A 15,338-nucleotide genomic window follows, 5' to 3' on the forward strand; every position below is an offset into this window, starting at 1 on the left:
GCTACTGACAACTGATAACCAACAACTGACAACTATAATTTCACCAACTCCAGGGCTATGCGCCTTGTTTCGGCATCCGTCTCCACGTAATCGTCCAGCGACGGATCGGCAAGGTACGAAACCTTAGAGAGGCAATTCTCCACCACGTCGGGCAGCTCCAGAAACTTGATTTGGTCGCGCAGGAAGGCAGCTACCGCAATTTCGTTGGCCGCGTTTAGCACGCAGGGTGCGTTGCCGCCGCGGCGCATGGCCTCGAAGGCCAGCGGCAGGTTGCGGAACGTGCTTGTATCGGGCTGCTCGAAGGTGAGCGTGGGGTAATCGAGGAAGGAGAAGCGCGGGAAGCTGTTGGGCAGGCGTTCCGGAAAGCCGAGGGCGTACTGAATGGGCAGCTTCATATCGGGCAGGCCGAGTTGGGCTTTCAGCGAACCGTCGGTGAACTGCACCAGGGAGTGAATGATGCTTTGCGGATGCACCACTACCTCAATTTGCTCGTTCGTCAGCCCGAACAGCCACTTGGCCTCAATCACCTCCAGGCCCTTGTTCATCAGGGAAGCCGAGTCGATGGTGATTTTGGCGCCCATGTCCCAGTTGGGGTGCTTGAGGGCTTGCGCCTTGGTTACCTGCGCTAAATCCTGCGCCGAGCGGCCGCGGAAGGGGCCGCCAGAAGCGGTGAGAATGATTTTCTCCACCGAATCGGGCTTCTCCCCTACCAGGCACTGGAAAATGGCGGAGTGTTCGGAATCGACGGGGTAAATGGCGGCACCGTGTTGCTTGGCCAGCGCCGTAACCAGTTGCCCGGCCACCACAAGTGTTTCCTTGTTAGCCAAGGCAATGGTTTTGCCGGCCTTGAGCGCGGCTACCGTGGGCAATAGCCCGGCGTAGCCCACCAGGGCCGTCAGCACTACGTCTATTTCGGGGCGGGCCGCAACGTCGGCTAGGGCTGCTATTCCCGCCAGCACTTCGGTTTCGGGCTGATCTGCCAAGGCGGCTTTCACGGCCAAATACTGGCTTTCGTCGCCGATGACCACGGCGGCCGGCTTGAACTCGCGGGCCTGGGCCACCAGCAAATCGGCACTGCGTTGCGCCGATAGCACGGCCACGCGGAAGCGGCCGGGGTGGGCGCGCACGACGTCCAGCGTTTGGGTACCGATGGAACCAGTAGAGCCCAGCAGGGCCAGGGTGCGTTGGGGTTGGGGAAACGACATGTATTCGGAAGCGCGGCCGCTTGGGCACGACAACGCGCGGGCAAAGGTAACGGGAAGGGCGCGGACGTTATTGGCCCGGGCTCTAGGTAAGCTTCTTCTCCCGGAACCTAAGTTATTCTACGGCTTCAACCCGCACGGTTTTTCCATTAAAAGAAGCCTGTTCCCCGGCTCGTTTGCCGCTGAGTGCTGCCGCAACCGGAGCCGCCGCCGATACGGCGAAATAATCGGTGCCATCTACCGCGAGCTTGCCGGCGCTGATGCAAATGTAGAAACGGCCCATGCTGGTGGTTACCAGCGCGCCAGGATGCACTGAGTCGCAGGGTTTAGCGGGGTCGATGCGGGCTAGCTCTCCGAGCAGCTTGCGGGCTTCAGCGAGCTGCACCAAGTTTCGGTCGCGTTCGTTCTGGGCCATGGCGCGGCCGGTTTCGTACTTGTCGCCGGCGCTGCTCTTGGTTTCGGAGTTGGCCGACTCTTGGGCGGCGTTGATGGCGGCCTGGCAGGTGGCCATGCGGGCTTCGGCGTACTGTTGGCAGGCGGCGTAAAGGTCTTGTTTAATCATCTGCTGAATCTGGAGGAAGCCAACCGCTATTGATCAGGCCGATCAATTCTACCACTCTATTCTGATAAATACCCTCTGCGTCGAGGCATACTATTGTATCCACTGGCTCTTTGCACATATCGGGGCCACACAATGTGGCAAACCAAAAACCATTGTCAATGTCTACATCTGCTGTTGTTGCCAGCAGGTTCTCATAATAAGGTCGCTGATACAACTCTTCCCATTCCACGTCCCGGACAACGATTTCTATATCAAACCAGTCTTCCAGCCGCGACGCGCTTTGCCCGGCACAGCAAATAGCCAGCGGCTGACGATTTAGACAACTTGTGGTCAGCTGCTCAAACAGGTCGTGGTCGTACTGGTCGGCAATGACGAATAGCAGCCAATTGGCTGCGGGCAAAGTATCGGCCCAGTTAGGAGCTTGCTTGACCGACGCATATACTACGCTGCGCTTATTGACTTGACCAATAATTGGCATCAACTGGTTTGTGCTTCCCACAGTACTTCAGAATCAACGTCGCATTTCCAATTGCTTAACAAGTTGCCAAGTGCATTTATTGAGGCGACTTCAGCTGGAATAAAGAATTCAAGCCTCTGAGCACGAGGTAGCAGTTCGTTGTTGTTTACAACTATTTGCAAAGCAGAATGCCCGAAATGGTCGTAACAAGCCGCTGTGAGTAGTAGATAAGGGTACCCCAATCCTATACTTTCTTCTCCAGTTTCGAAGACGACCATATCATCTATTCTTCGAGGAAAACCTCTCAAACCTGCTCCAAACTCACTAAATGAGTCCACATCACCCCAGAAGTAGGAATGCACTTTCAGATCAGGAGTCGAAATTTCAATATCGAATACACAATCTCCATCGTGGTCCACGCTAACCGCTATCCTTATTCTACTCACTCTACTCACTGGTCTTGCTAGCTTCTACATTGCGCTGTTTAGTAACCCATCGGCCAGCGTCCGGTCGTTGCTGAGGCGCGGCACTTTGTTTTGCCCGCCCAGCTTGCCTTGGCTTTTCATGTAGCGCTGAAACGCCCCGGCCGGCAGGGCCGTGAGCAGTAGCGGCGCGAGGATGTTGCCGCTGAGCAAATCGTCGTAGTACACGTTGCGTCGGCGCAGGCCGGCGTCCAGCGCGGCAGCAAAGGCGGCGGCATCCTGCGGCGGGCGGGCGAATTCCACCAGCCACTCGTGGCGCGAGGGTTCGGCGGCGGTATCGCTCACGCGCGGGGCCACGGTGAATTCCACCACCTCAGCCTCGGGAAACTGCTGCAGCACCTCGCGCAGCGTTTGCTCCACTTCCTCGCCGATGACGTGCTCCCCGAAGGCGGAGAGGAAATGCTTGATGCGGCCCGTTACCACCACGCGGTGCGGACGCAGGCTCACGAAGCGTACGGTGTCGCCCACGGAGTAGCCCCACAGGCCGGCATTGGAACTGACGACGAGGGCATAGTTCTGCCCCAGTTCCACCTCGGCCAGCGTTAGGCGCGGCGGGTTGGGCTCGAAAAAGCGTTCGGCGGGAATGAACTCGTAGTAAATGCCCGCGTCGGCGAGCAGCAGCAGACCGTCGTTGCCGGGCTGGTCCTGAAAAGCAAAGAAGCCTTCGGAAGCGGGGAATAGCTCCACGGTATCTACGGGCCGGCCAATGCTTTCCAGCAGCTTGCGGCGGTAGGGCTCGAAGTTCACGCCGCCGTACACGAACAACTGAAACTGCGGAAACACTTCCCCTACCGACTTCCCGGTGCGGGCCGTAATGCGGTCGAAGTACATCTGCACCCACGGCGGAATGCCCGAAATCAGCGTCATGGGCTGGCCAAGTGTTTCCGCTACCACGCGGTCGAGTTTCTGCTCCCAGTCTTCGATGATGTTGGTTTGGTAGCTGGGCAGCTGGTTGCGGCGCAGGTAGGCCGGCACGTGGTGGTTGCTAATGCCCGAAAGGCGGCCGGTTTTGATGCCCGCCACTTCCTCCAATTCGGGCGAGCCGGACAGGAACATCAACTTGCCATCCAGAAACTGCGGCTTGCCGCTGTGGTGGATGTAGTGCAGCAGCGCATCCTTGGCCCCGTTGATGTGGTTGCCGATGCTGGCGCGGGTGATGGGAATGTACTTGGCACCGGAAGTGGTACCTGAAGTTTTGGCCAGATACAGCGGCTGGCCGGGCCAGAGCACGTCCTTTTCGCCCTGTTTGATGCGGGCTATGTAGGAACTCAGGGCTTCGTAGTCGCGCACGGGCACGCGCTGCTGGAAGTCCTGGGCGGTGCGGGCGGCAGCCAGGTCATGGGCGCGGCCAAAGGCGGTGGCGGGGCCGTGGCGCAGCAGCTCCCGCAACACACGCTGCTGGGCGGCTTCGGGGTGCAGCGCCCACTTGCGGTACTGGTTAACCGTGTAGGCAGCGAGCGGACGACTTAGGAAGGACTTCAGGCCCATTCGGGATAGGGGGTTCGGGAACAGCGGGAAGGTAAATGTAGCGGCTACTGGTTTACCCGCTGCCAGCCGGTTTCGTTGAAGTTCGTAGTATCAACGGGCTCGACGTGCTGCCATAGGTTCAGTACTGGCGTGAGTTTCACCACCGAGCTTTGGGGCCAAAGGGTAGCAAATCCCAAGTCGCGGCTCCGCCTTACTACTTGCTCTCCGGGGTCGGCCAGGTTCACATACAGGACTTGGTTAGTCTTCCACCTCAATTCAGAGGCCCCGACTTTCAGTATAAACAATCCCCAAAGCAAGGCAAGCGGGGTGAATAGGCCAGCAAAGCCTATCAACACGATGCATAATACATTGGGACCCTTCCAGCGCCGCAGCTGCAGAATCAGCGCCACCGGCCAAAGCCACCACAGCGACGCCTGCAACACGCCAAAGGCTTGGCTTAGTCCTACGCTGCTGGCTTCCAAATTTTCCCATGAACTAAGGTAGTCCAGTCCCATCAGGGCAAAGCCGGTCCAGCCCAGGGTAATAATCCAGCGACGCCAGGCGTCCGAGCTACTTTTTGAGGAGACTGAAGTCATAATGCATCATCACAACTGCCGATCAGTGGCAACGCAACGTCAAGTTTAAGCAACCTCCGCCGTACCTCCGGGGTATTGCATGGACACGCTTACTATTCAACCTAACCCCACACCCATGATCAACCAACGTGGCAATGCCGTTTGGAACGGCGACATCAAAGGCGGTGGCGAAATTTCCACCCAGAGCGGCACCGTAAAAGCACCGTACTCCGTGGGCGCCCGCTTTCAGGGCGAGAAAGGCACCAACCCCGAAGAACTCATTGGCGCGGCCCACGCCGGCTGCTACACCATGTTCCTGACGGGCAACCTCACCAAAGCCGGCAAGCAGGTCAAGCAAATCCGCACCGAGTCGAAGGTGACGCTAGATACCTCCGGAGACGTGCCCAAGGTGGTAAAGATAAGCCTCACAACCGAGGGCGAGGTAGAAGGCGTTTCGCAGGAGGAGTTCCAGCAATTCGCCGAAAACGCCAAGGAAAACTGCCCGATTTCGCAGCTGCTAAAGGCCGTGCCCGAAATGGAGTTGGCCAAGGCTACGCTCAAGCAGTAAAACAACCGTCGCCCCGGCGCAACGCCAACTTTACCTGCGCCGGGGCACCACTACGGCGTTTTGCGTAGTTTTGCGACCATTCTGCCATTTTCCGCCTATGCCTTCGTCCTTTACGCGCTTTCGCCTCACTCCTGCTAACAACTCCCGCATCCCGTTTTGGGGGCAGCTAGCCATCGGCGGTTTCTGGATTGCCTACGCGCTGTTTTCCATGATGGCGGGCCGGGGCCGCGGCGACAACAACGCCTTCCACTACATCTTCCTCACGTTCGCCGTCATTTACGTGCTGTACGTGCTCATTCAGAACGCGCCGGTATTCGGCACGCAGAGCTACCTGGAAATCACGCCCGACTACATCGTGTACAAAGGCGGCTTGTTCAAGCCCAAAGAGCCCATTCAGGCTTCCGATTTGAAGTCGATTGACCTGGCACCACGCGAAATGCGCCTGCACCTCAAAGACGGCGGCATGTACCCCGTGAGCCTGCGCCAGGTAACGGGCCAGCGCCGCAAGCGCCGCCTGCGCGCCGAACTGCAGCAGTTTGTAGAGCGCAACAACGTTCCGCTGCGGGAGCTGATGCCTACCAAGTAGGCTATTCACCAAATAAAAAAGAACGCGCTGGGAGGCGCGTTCTTTTTTTATGGCTACCAATCAGGCACCTCCGGAAACTACTTGTTGCTGGTAAACTTCTTGCGCAGCTCCTGAATGGTAGCGCGGAAGGTCTTGTCGGAATCAATAAGGTCCGACACGGTTTGCACCGAGTGAATAACCGTGCTGTGGTCGCGGCCGCCAAAGTGGTAGCCAATGCTCTTGAGCGAGTGGTTGGTGTGCTCCTTGGCGAAGTACATGGCTACCTGGCGGGCCGTTACTACTTCCTTCTTGCGCGTTTTGGCCTTCAGCAAGTCCACCGGAATGCTGAAGTGCTCGGCCACGGTTTTCTGGATGAAGTCAAGGTTTACCTCGGCCTCCACGTCCTCGATGATGTGGCGCAGGGCCTGCTTTGCCATTTCCAGATCTACCTCGCGGCGCGTAAGGCTGGATTGGGCAATCAGTGAAATCAGCACGCCTTCCAGTTCGCGCACGTTGGTTTCCACCGAATAAGCGAGGTACTCCACCACCTGCGGCGGAATATCAATGCCATCGGCCTGCATCTTGTTCTGGATGATGGCCACGCGCGTCTCGAAGTCCGGGCTCTGTAAATCGGCGGTGAGGCCCCACTTAAAGCGGCTCAGCAGGCGCTCCTCAAAGCCTTTCAGCTCGCGGGGCGGCACGTCGGAAGTCATAATCACCTGCTTGCCGGCCTGGTGCAGGTGGTTGAACACGTGGAAGAACATTTCCTGCGTGCGGTCTTTGCCCGCCAGGAACTGCACGTCGTCCAGAATCAGGATGTCAACCAGCAGGTAGAAGTTGCCGAAATCCTGCACTGAGTTGTTGCGCAGGCTTTCGATGAACTGGTTCGTAAACTTCTCGGCCGAAACGTAGAGCACGAATTTGTTGGGCGCGTGCTCCTTGATGTGGTTGCCAATGGCTTGCACCAAGTGCGTTTTGCCCAGCCCCACGCCGCCGTAAATCATCAGCGGGTTAAAGCTGGTAGTACCCGGCTTGTTGGCCACGGCGAAACCCGCCGAGCGAGCCAAACGGTTGCACGAGCCCTCGATGTAATTGTTGAACGAGTAGTTCTGATTCAACTGCGACTCGAGGTAGCTGCGGTCGGCCACGGAGCGGGCCTCGAAGGGGTTACGCAACGGCGGCGGGGGCGCCATGGCCGTAGCAGCGGCCTGGGCATTGGCCGCTTGCCGCGCCGCGTTATTAGCCACGCTGCCGTTACCGCCAAACGCCGACACTGCCGGATTCTGGTTGCCCGCCATGGGGCGCACCTGGGCGGCCGTGGGCGTGTTGGCCGGGGGCCGCTGCCCGGTGGCGCGGGCCGCCGGTAGGTTTACTGTACGCGGCCGCGACTGTTCGTTTCCTTGGTCGACTACAATGGAGTACTCCAGCTGCCCGTCGGGCCCCAGTTCCTGCACAATGGCCTTCTTCAGCACATCTACATAGTGCTCTTCCAACCATTCGTAAAAGAATTGGCTGGGCACCTGAATGATGAGCAAGGTACCCTGTAATGCCACCGGCACGATGGGCTCAAACCACGTGCGGAAGCTCTGTTCCCCGACGTTAGCCCGGATAACATGCAGACAGTTGGCCCATATGGTACGGCAATCCTTCTGCATTAATCAGGTGGCGCAAGCGGTGTGGGCGAGGTAGGAACGGGGCAGTTAAAAACCGGATCGGATGGCAACGATTCGGCGAAAGGGAGACAAAATTGTGGAAAAGTCGGCAGAGCGCCAAACCCTTTTCTGCTACCCCAAAGCCGAGGCGTTGATACTCAGCGCCCCAGCCGCTGCCACGCCCATTTTGCGGGTAGCGCGGTCGAAAGAATAGTCGATACGACCAAGTTTAATGCCCGACCAGCCCACTTGGTTAACCAACGTTCGATGGCCTTGGGCACCTTCCACCACCGTGGGCGTATCGAGGAAAGTGTGGGTGTGGCCGCCCAAAATCAGATCGATACCGGACACGGCCGCGGCTAGCTTGTGGTCGTCGACTTTGGCACTCTGGTATTTGTAGCCGAGGTGCGAGAGGCAAATAACCAAGTCGCACTTTTCCGCGCCGCGCAGGTGCTGCACTTGCTCTTTGGCCACGGCAATGGGGTCGAGGTACTTGGTGGCGCCAAAGTTCTTGTCGGCCACCAAACCGGCCATTTCAATGCCCACCCCGAACACGCCGATGCGCACGCCCTGCTTCTCGAATACCTTGTAGGGCTGAAAGCGACCTTTCAGCGGCGTTTGCGAGAAGTCGTAGTTCGCCACAATGAACGGAAACTCCGCGTTGGGCAGCTGTTTCTGCAAGCCTTCCAGGCCGTTATCGAAATCGTGGTTGCCGAGAGTAGCTGCGTCGTACTTCATCTGGCTCATGAGCTTGTACTCTAGCTCGCCGCCAAAAAAGTTGAAGTAAGGCGTGCCCTGCCAAATGTCGCCGGCGTCGAGCAGCAGCACGTTGGGCTGCTCATTCCGGATCTTCGCTACCAGCGCTGCCCGCCGGGCCATGCCGCCTTGGTCGGCCCACTGCGCGCTACCCACCGGAAACGGGTCGATGCGGGAGTGCATGTCGTTGGTGTGCAGAATGGTGAGGCGTACAGTACCTGCTGCGGCGCTGGCCGAGGAAATCAGACCGGGGCCGAGCAGGCTCAAACCGGCAGTGGTCAGGGCCGAAGATTTTATAAAGTCGCGACGGTTCACGGTGGTAAGGTGCTACTGTGGGAAATGAGTAGATGTGCTAACAATGGGTGATTTGAAGCGGGCCGCAAGCATTTTGAGTTTGTGAGCCTGCTCCATCACATCAGCGCATCAAGACTTCACGCGGCCTTCAACTTTGGCCTCTACCGTTTTGCCAGCTTTGGTAAGCGCCCGAATGTGGTCGTTAACGGCCGTGCGCACTAGTACGCCGGTTTTACGGGGCGTCAGGGGCTTGAGGAAGTCGAGCCGGTCGCCGCCGCCGGCGTGGTAATCGGAAATGGCAATGGTATAAGTGCGCGCGGGGTCCAGCGGTTTGCCACCGATCAGGATATCGGTGGCTTTGCCGTTAACCGAGGTGTACGTAGCCCCCGAAAACGCCATTTTGATGGCGGCCGCGTAGTCGAACATCTGCTGCACCAGCGGCCCGCTCAGGTCGAGCACTACCACTTCATTCTCGAAAGGCATCAGCTCGAATACCGAGCCCACGGTGATGTTACCGGCAGGTAGCTCCGAGCGCAGGCTGCCGTTGGGCATAATACCCAGATCTACGGGCTGACCCAGGACCTCCCCGGCTCGTACCCGCACGACGTCGGCCACAAAATTTGCCAGCGGCGACTCGCCCTGGTTTTTTCGCAGCGCCACCGGCGCTGTGCCAATCACCTCGCTCATTTGCTGCTGCACCCGTTCACGATACGGCACAATTACGGCTTCGGCTTGTGGGTCGATGGGCTGCGTCCCGCCTACGGTTTCGGCAACGGTAGTGCCCAGCGTGGGTTGGTAGCCGGCGCGCTGGCAAGCAGAAAGCGAAGAGGCGCCCACCACCAGCCCTAGGGCTAAACGGCGCAACGACGCGGAACGAAAGGACGGAAAAAGCATGAAAGCGCGCCACCAGGGCGTGTGGTACAACAAGGTGTAAAGATACAACGGGCCGCCAGCACTTACCGTGCGGCGGCCCACATAACCGAGCAGTTCGAACCACCTTAGTGAACCACCCACTAGTACACAACCTCTCGGTAAGCCGGTTGGTCGGCGTAGGTTACTTGGTGATGTCGAACAGCAGCAGCCCGTGCACGCGAACCAGCCTGGTTCTAACACCTGTTGCTTCCGAGAAGCCGTTGCCGCGCTCTACCTGCAGCAGCAGCGAAACGTCGCGCTTGTCAATCCGCTCGGTTTTCAGGCCCAGGCCACCATTAAGCGCCTGCTCATACCGCCTTTGTACATTCTCCCCGGTTTGCAGCGGGCCGTAATTATCCGGTCCCCCCAGTTGTACCTGCTCTTGGTTCTTAAGCTTGTAGGCATACGCATTCGTGAAGCCGATTTGCACGAAGGGCCGCACCGCACCGGTTGGGAAGGTATACCGCACACTAATGGGCAAGCGCAGGTACGAGGCATCATATATCGAGCGGCTTGGAGTCGACCAAAAGCTGTTAGGGCGCCGTGGCGTAGTAAACTTTACGTGTTCGTGCAGCAGCGCAGCCTGCCCGCTTATCCTGTCGTTTTGGCGGCTTAGGTTTTTGCTTAAAGTAAGGCCGAAGATGGGGCTGGTGTAGTCGTCCTTCTCGTCGGTGGTAGTGGAAGAGCTGTATGTAAGGCTGCTTTTGTTCACTCCTGCCGTTAGCCCAAAGACCACGCGCTGCTTCCCCGATTGAACAGCTCTCGGCGCCGGCGAACTACCAACGCACGCATTGTAGCTGCGCACTGTTTCGCGCAACTTGCTTTCGGCATACGACAAGCGGATTAGGCCCACGCGTACGGCTGGGCAGTCGGTCATGAGAGAGGCGAGGGTAGCCCGGTACAGGTTATTTTCCTGCATCACTTTGCGTTCCGAGGTGGTTCCGGCTTCGAGCACCACCTTCTCGGTTCGTTTTTCCAGCAGCACTGGTTCCTGTCCCTGCACGGCGACGTAGTATAGCTCCTTGCCCTTGGCATCGGTGAGGTAATACAACGACATTTTGCCCTGTTCCAGCACTTCCGCAAAGTAGCGGGCGGCAGTGCCGTTGGGTGGCGTCAGGGTTTGGGCTTCATAAACCTTGCCGTTGCGGAAGCCGTAGCCCCGCAGCCGATCCGGCTGAAAGCTTTCGGGGGTGGCTGTAGCCGTTGCCCGAAAACGTGCTACGGTACTGTTGCGCTGCGCACCACGAAAGTCTACTTCGCCGCGCAGGGTGTCGCCGGTTAGCGGCACAATGTAACCCGGTCGGAACTCAGATTGTGCGAGACTTACGCCGCTCACGAACAGTAGAGCAACAAGTAATAAAGGTGTTTTCATACCAGAGTTGGATATAAATCAAAGACAAAGGTAAGCGCCGCTTCTGCTTTTGGCGGGAATAATGTGCCGGCCCCGGCTACGGCTTTATCTGAACCCGAACCAGTATCTTTAGCCGCCCTCACAAGCCTCTTTCTAGCTTTTTTCGCTGCTTTATGGCCGATACTCCCCGTTCCACTCCCGTATCGTTTGCTGAGTTCGAGCCGCTTACCACGGCCGCCTGGCAGGAACGCATCCGGCGCGACCTGAAGGGCGCCGATCCGGCGGCCCTGGTGTGGCAAACGCCCGAGGGCTTTCCGGTGGAGCCTTTTTACCACCGCGAAGCTCTAACCGCGCTGGGCACAACGCCCGCGCCGCAGGTTCGCAGCCATGCCGGCCACGCCCCTAATTCCTGGCTGAACATCCCTACCCTATCGGTTCCGGCCCACGCCGACGGCCACGCCCAGATCGACCATGCTGCCGACGCGTTGCAACGCGGGGCCGACGGTGTGCACTTCGACCTGGCCGATGCCGCCCACTTCGACCTGCGCTACCTGGCGGCTCGCCTGCCGCTGAATACCGCCACGGTGGGCTTTACCATCAGCCAAACGCCCGACGCGTGGCTGCAGCGGCTGCTGGAAGCGGCCCCGAACGCGGAGCTGCGCGGCTTTCTGCGCTACGCCCCCGGCCAGCACAGCTCCGCCGACGACTACGCCCAACAAACCAATGCCCTGCGCCGCTGTGTTCAGCTAACCCGCCACCTTCCGGGCTTTCTGGCCCTGGCCGTGAACGGGGTCTTTTTCAACAACCGCGGCGCCTCGGCTACGCAGGAGCTGGCCTACACCCTAAGCACGGCCTCGTCGTTTCTTTACAACCTGCCCGACCACAAAACCGATTTGCTGGAAGTGGCTTCCTCGCTGCAGGTGTGCCTGGCCGTAGGCACCAGCTATTTCATGGAAATAGCCAAGCTGCGGGCCATACGCCGGTTGTGGGCTACCCTGCTGCACGCCTACGGCCTGCCGCCCGAAGTGGCCGCGCACCTGCGCGTTCATGCCACCACGTCGTCGTGGACGCAAACCACGCTGGACCCGCACACCAACCTGCTGCGCGTAACCACCGAGGCGATGAGCGCCGTGTTGGGCGGCGCCGACTCGGTTTCCGTAACGCCCTTCGACAGCCTCTACGCGGGGCCGAACGACTTTTCGGCCCGCATTGCCCGCAACGTGCCGGTGATTTTACGCGAAGAAGCCTACCTCGACCGCGTAACCGACCCGGCCGCTGGCTCCTACTACCTCGAAACCCTTACCGACCAGCTGGCCCGCGAGGCCTGGGCCATGTTTCAGCGCATTGAAGCGGCGGGCGGCATTTTGGTTAACCGCGGCCACATGCTCGACGAGCTGCGCCACGTGGCCATGGAGAAGTTCCACCGCATTGCCAACGGCCAGCAGGTGATTGTGGGTACCAACCGCTTCCAGAACGCGCAGGAGCAGTTCGACTACGACCCCAAGGCCCTGTTGCGCAGCCGCCATTTCGATACCACCCGCGCCGCCTACCCTACCGAGGTGCTGCGGCTGGCCACAGCGCTGCACTTCATTCGGCGCGAACAGAAGAAGAAAAAAGCGGCCGTGGTACTGCTGGGCCGCGACACCATTGGGCTGATTCACGACCTCTACCTGCGGCTGATTCCTGAAGCCGAACGCCCGCTGTCCGCCGATTTACCACCCGAGGGCACCCTGTCGCTGCTATTCTCCACCCCCGACGCGGCCACGCTGATGTGGGCCAACGAAGACCAGCTGCGGGCATTTGCCAGCTTCGTGGCCAGCACCGGCGAAGCTGAATCGGCCGATGGCGAGCTGCAGGACGCCAACCTGGAGCCTCCCCTGCTCATGACCGCCGACCTGGCCACCATGCAGGACGCCGTGCGTCACTTCGGCTTCCGCGAGTTTACCGTGCACGGCCACAGCACCGACGACGTGCTGGCCCGCTTGCAAGGACGGTAACAGAATCTAAACAGTAGCCCTAAAACAGAACGTCATCCTGAGCAACGCGAAGGACCTTATTACTCCAGAACGAGTAGCCTCACCACGTGACAAGGTCCTTCGCATTGCTCAGGATTACGAAGCAAACCGCTTTTCTGCGGCAGCAGCCAACTCTCCCCGATGAAACCCGACTTCGCCCATATTCCTTACGACGCGGCGCCGCTGGCTTCGCTGCCGGCCAAGCCCGCTACCAACTCCACGCCCGAGGGCATTGAGCTAAAAGGCCACTACACGGCCCACGACGTGGCTCGTTTGGACCACCTCGGCTTTGGCGCGGGGCAGGCGCCGTATTTGCGCGGGCCGTACAGCACCATGTACGTACAGAACCCCTGGACCATTCGGCAGTACGCGGGCTTCTCCACGGCCGAGGCTTCAAACGCCTTTTACCGCCGCAACCTGGCAGGCGGGCAGAAGGGCTTGTCGGTAGCGTTTGATTTGGCCACGCACCGCGGCTACGACTCCGACCACCCGCGCGTGGTGGGCGACGTGGGCAAGGCCGGCGTGGCCATCGACTCGGTGGAGGACATGAAGATTCTCTTCGACCAGATTCCGCTGGACCAGATGTCGGTTTCCATGACCATGAACGGGGCCGTGCTGCCGGTTATGGCCTTCTACATTGTGGCGGCCGAGGAGCAAGGCGTAACGCCCGATAAGCTGGCGGGCACCATTCAGAACGACATTCTGAAGGAGTTCATGGTGCGTAACACCTACATCTACCCACCCGAGCCGAGCATGCGCATCATTGCCGACATCTTCGCTTACACGGCGCAGAAGATGCCCAAGTTCAACTCCATCAGCATCTCGGGCTACCACATGCAGGAGGCCGGCGCCACCGCCGACCTGGAGCTGGCCTACACCCTAGCCGACGGCGTGGAGTATGTGCGCGCCGGCCTGAAAGCGGGCATGACCATCGACCAGTTTGCGCCGCGCCTGTCCTTTTTCTGGGCCATTGGCATGAACCACTTCATGGAAATTGCCAAGATGCGCGCCGGCCGCCTGCTGTGGGCCAAGCTCATCAAGCAGTTCGGGGCCGAGAATCCGAAGTCGTTGGCTTTGCGCACGCACTGCCAAACCTCAGGCTATTCGCTCACCGAGCAGGACCCGTTCAATAACGTAACGCGCACCTGCGTGGAGGCCCTGGCCGCCGCCCTTGGCGGCACTCAGAGTCTGCACACCAACGCCCTCGACGAGGCCATTGCCCTGCCCACCGACTTTTCGGCCCGCATTGCCCGCAACACCCAGTTGTACCTGCAGCACGAAACCGACATTACCCGCGTGGTGGACCCCTGGGGCGGCTCCTACTACGTGGAAACCCTCACCCACGAGCTGGCCGACAAGGCTTGGGCGCTCATTCAGGAAGTGGAGGAGCTAGGCGGCATGGCCAAGGCCATTGAAACTGGGCTGCCCAAGCTGCGCATCGAAGAAGCCGCGGCCCGCAAGCAGGCCCGCATCGACTCGGGCAAGGAGGTGATTGTGGGCGTGAACCGCTACCGCCTCACCGACGAGCAGCAGGCCCGGGAAGCCAAAATTGAAATCCTGGACATCGACAACGCCGCCGTGCGCGACTCGCAGATTGCGCGCCTCAACAAAATCAAGGCCGAGCGCGACAACGAGGCCGTGCAAAAAGCGCTAGAGGCCCTGACGGAAGCGGCCCGTAGAACCTCACCCCCCAGCCCCCTCTCCCGTGGAGAGGGGGAGCCTACCGACCCGCAAACACAGCAGCAGCTCGCGTCTGGCACCCCTCCCTACGGGGGAGGGGCCGGGGGCGGGGTTGACAACCTCCTCGCCCTGGCCGTGGAGGCAGCTCGCCTGCGCGCCACGCTGGGTGAAATTTCCGACGCCCTCGAAAAAGTGTACGGCCGCCACCAGGCCACCATCCGCACCGTGTCGGGGGTGTACTCTGCCGAAATGGACTACGACCAGGAGTTTTCCAAGGCCCGCCAGCTGGCCGACGAGTTCAGCCAGAAGGAAGGCCGCCGCCCCCGCATGATGGTGGCCAAAATGGGCCAGGACGGCCACGACCGCGGCGCCAAAGTTATTGCCACCTCCTTCGCCGACGTGGGCTTCGACGTGGACATTGCCCCCCTGTTCCAGACGCCCGAGGAAGTGGCCCGCCAGGCCGCCGAAAACGACGTGCACGTGGTGGGCGTCTCGTCGTTGGCCGCCGGCCACAAAACCCTGGTGCCCCAGCTCATCGAGGAGCTGGCCAAGCTCGGCCGCGAAGACATCCTCGTTATTGCCGGCGGCGTTATCCCCGCCCAGGACTACCAGTTCCTCTACGACGCCGGCGTAACCGGCATCTACGGGCCGGGTACCGTCATTGCCGTGGCCGCACAGGAGATTTTGCAGAAGCTGGGGAATGTTGTCGAGTGAGCATGTATTAAAGAATGAACCAGCTCTACAAAGACTTAGGCTTGTAATACAGCAATGCAATACGTCACTTTTCTTAGAGCTTCCGA

14 protein-coding genes are annotated in these 15,338 nt (G+C 59.8%); 4 read left to right on the plus strand and 10 right to left on the minus strand.

What is annotated here, in order from left to right:
- Positions 1–32 precede the first annotated feature (32 nt).
- From ABD903_RS04130 to ABD903_RS04155, 6 genes are all read right to left on the minus strand, one after another.
- The gene (locus ABD903_RS04130; protein ID WP_345221658.1) at positions 33–1,205 is read right to left on the minus strand and encodes a 1-deoxy-D-xylulose-5-phosphate reductoisomerase; all 1,173 of its coding nucleotides are present in this window, start codon (positions 1,203–1,205) and stop codon (positions 33–35) included.
- A gap of 112 nt (positions 1,206–1,317) precedes the next feature.
- Positions 1,318–1,764, minus strand: coding sequence for a 3-oxoacyl-ACP synthase (locus ABD903_RS04135; RefSeq protein ID WP_345221659.1), 447 nt, complete (start codon positions 1,762–1,764; stop codon positions 1,318–1,320).
- On the minus strand, positions 1,757–2,245 hold the full coding sequence (locus ABD903_RS04140) for a hypothetical protein (protein WP_345221661.1): 489 nt from the start codon (positions 2,243–2,245) through the stop codon (positions 1,757–1,759). Before ABD903_RS04140 ends, ABD903_RS04135 begins: the two co-directional genes overlap by 8 nt.
- Positions 2,242–2,640: a hypothetical protein gene (locus ABD903_RS04145; protein ID WP_345221662.1), complete on the minus strand. Its 399-nt coding sequence runs from the start codon at positions 2,638–2,640 to the stop codon at positions 2,242–2,244. The genes ABD903_RS04140 and ABD903_RS04145 overlap by 4 nt, the downstream gene beginning before the upstream one ends.
- Positions 2,641–2,691: 51 nt before the next feature.
- Positions 2,692–4,191 carry a GH3 family acyl-acid amido synthetase gene (locus tag ABD903_RS04150; protein ID WP_345221664.1) on the minus strand — a complete coding sequence of 500 codons (1,500 nt, stop codon included), beginning with the start codon at positions 4,189–4,191 and terminating at the stop codon, positions 2,692–2,694.
- 44 nt (positions 4,192–4,235) lie between these two features.
- A complete protein-coding gene (locus tag ABD903_RS04155; protein ID WP_345221666.1) occupies positions 4,236–4,766 on the minus strand; it encodes a hypothetical protein in 531 nt (176 codons plus the stop codon).
- 115 nt (positions 4,767–4,881) lie between these two features.
- On the opposite strand from ABD903_RS04155, the gene ABD903_RS04160 reads away from it, so the two are divergent.
- Complete coding sequence (locus ABD903_RS04160; RefSeq protein WP_345221668.1) at positions 4,882–5,313, plus strand: OsmC family peroxiredoxin; 432 nt, start codon at positions 4,882–4,884, stop codon at positions 5,311–5,313.
- Positions 5,314–5,410: 97 nt separating this feature from the next.
- Positions 5,411–5,899: a hypothetical protein gene (locus ABD903_RS04165; protein WP_345221670.1), complete on the plus strand. Its 489-nt coding sequence runs from the start codon at positions 5,411–5,413 to the stop codon at positions 5,897–5,899.
- A 77-nt stretch (positions 5,900–5,976) separates the two neighbouring features.
- Here ABD903_RS04165 and dnaA read toward each other — a convergent pair whose 3' ends face one another.
- The 4 genes from dnaA to ABD903_RS04185 all read right to left on the minus strand — a co-directional run bounded on the left by dnaA (position 5,977) and on the right by ABD903_RS04185 (position 10,864).
- Entirely contained in the window at positions 5,977–7,533 is a 1,557-nt protein-coding gene (dnaA, locus tag ABD903_RS04170; protein ID WP_345221671.1) for a chromosomal replication initiator protein DnaA, read from the minus strand.
- A 129-nt stretch (positions 7,534–7,662) separates the two neighbouring features.
- Positions 7,663–8,601, minus strand: coding sequence for a bifunctional metallophosphatase/5'-nucleotidase (locus ABD903_RS04175; RefSeq protein WP_345221673.1), 939 nt, complete (start codon positions 8,599–8,601; stop codon positions 7,663–7,665).
- A 108-nt stretch (positions 8,602–8,709) separates the two neighbouring features.
- Positions 8,710–9,474 carry a 5'-nucleotidase C-terminal domain-containing protein gene (locus ABD903_RS04180; RefSeq protein WP_345221675.1) on the minus strand — a complete coding sequence of 255 codons (765 nt, stop codon included), beginning with the start codon at positions 9,472–9,474 and terminating at the stop codon, positions 8,710–8,712.
- Positions 9,475–9,634: 160 nt separating this feature from the next.
- Positions 9,635–10,864, minus strand: coding sequence for a hypothetical protein (locus tag ABD903_RS04185; RefSeq protein WP_345221677.1), 1,230 nt, complete (start codon positions 10,862–10,864; stop codon positions 9,635–9,637).
- Positions 10,865–11,016: 152 nt separating this feature from the next.
- On the opposite strand from ABD903_RS04185, the gene ABD903_RS04190 reads away from it, so the two are divergent.
- A complete protein-coding gene (locus ABD903_RS04190) occupies positions 11,017–12,840 on the plus strand; it encodes a methylmalonyl-CoA mutase family protein (RefSeq protein ID WP_345221680.1) in 1,824 nt (607 codons plus the stop codon).
- A 159-nt stretch (positions 12,841–12,999) separates the two neighbouring features.
- The gene (gene scpA, locus ABD903_RS04195) at positions 13,000–15,252 is read left to right on the plus strand and encodes a methylmalonyl-CoA mutase (RefSeq protein ID WP_345221681.1); all 2,253 of its coding nucleotides are present in this window, start codon (positions 13,000–13,002) and stop codon (positions 15,250–15,252) included.
- The last annotated feature ends 86 nt before the right edge of the window (positions 15,253–15,338 follow it).

Origin of the sequence: Hymenobacter koreensis (genome assembly GCF_039541855.1) — a bacterium.
Classification (GTDB): domain Bacteria; phylum Bacteroidota; class Bacteroidia; order Cytophagales; family Hymenobacteraceae; genus Solirubrum; species Solirubrum koreensis.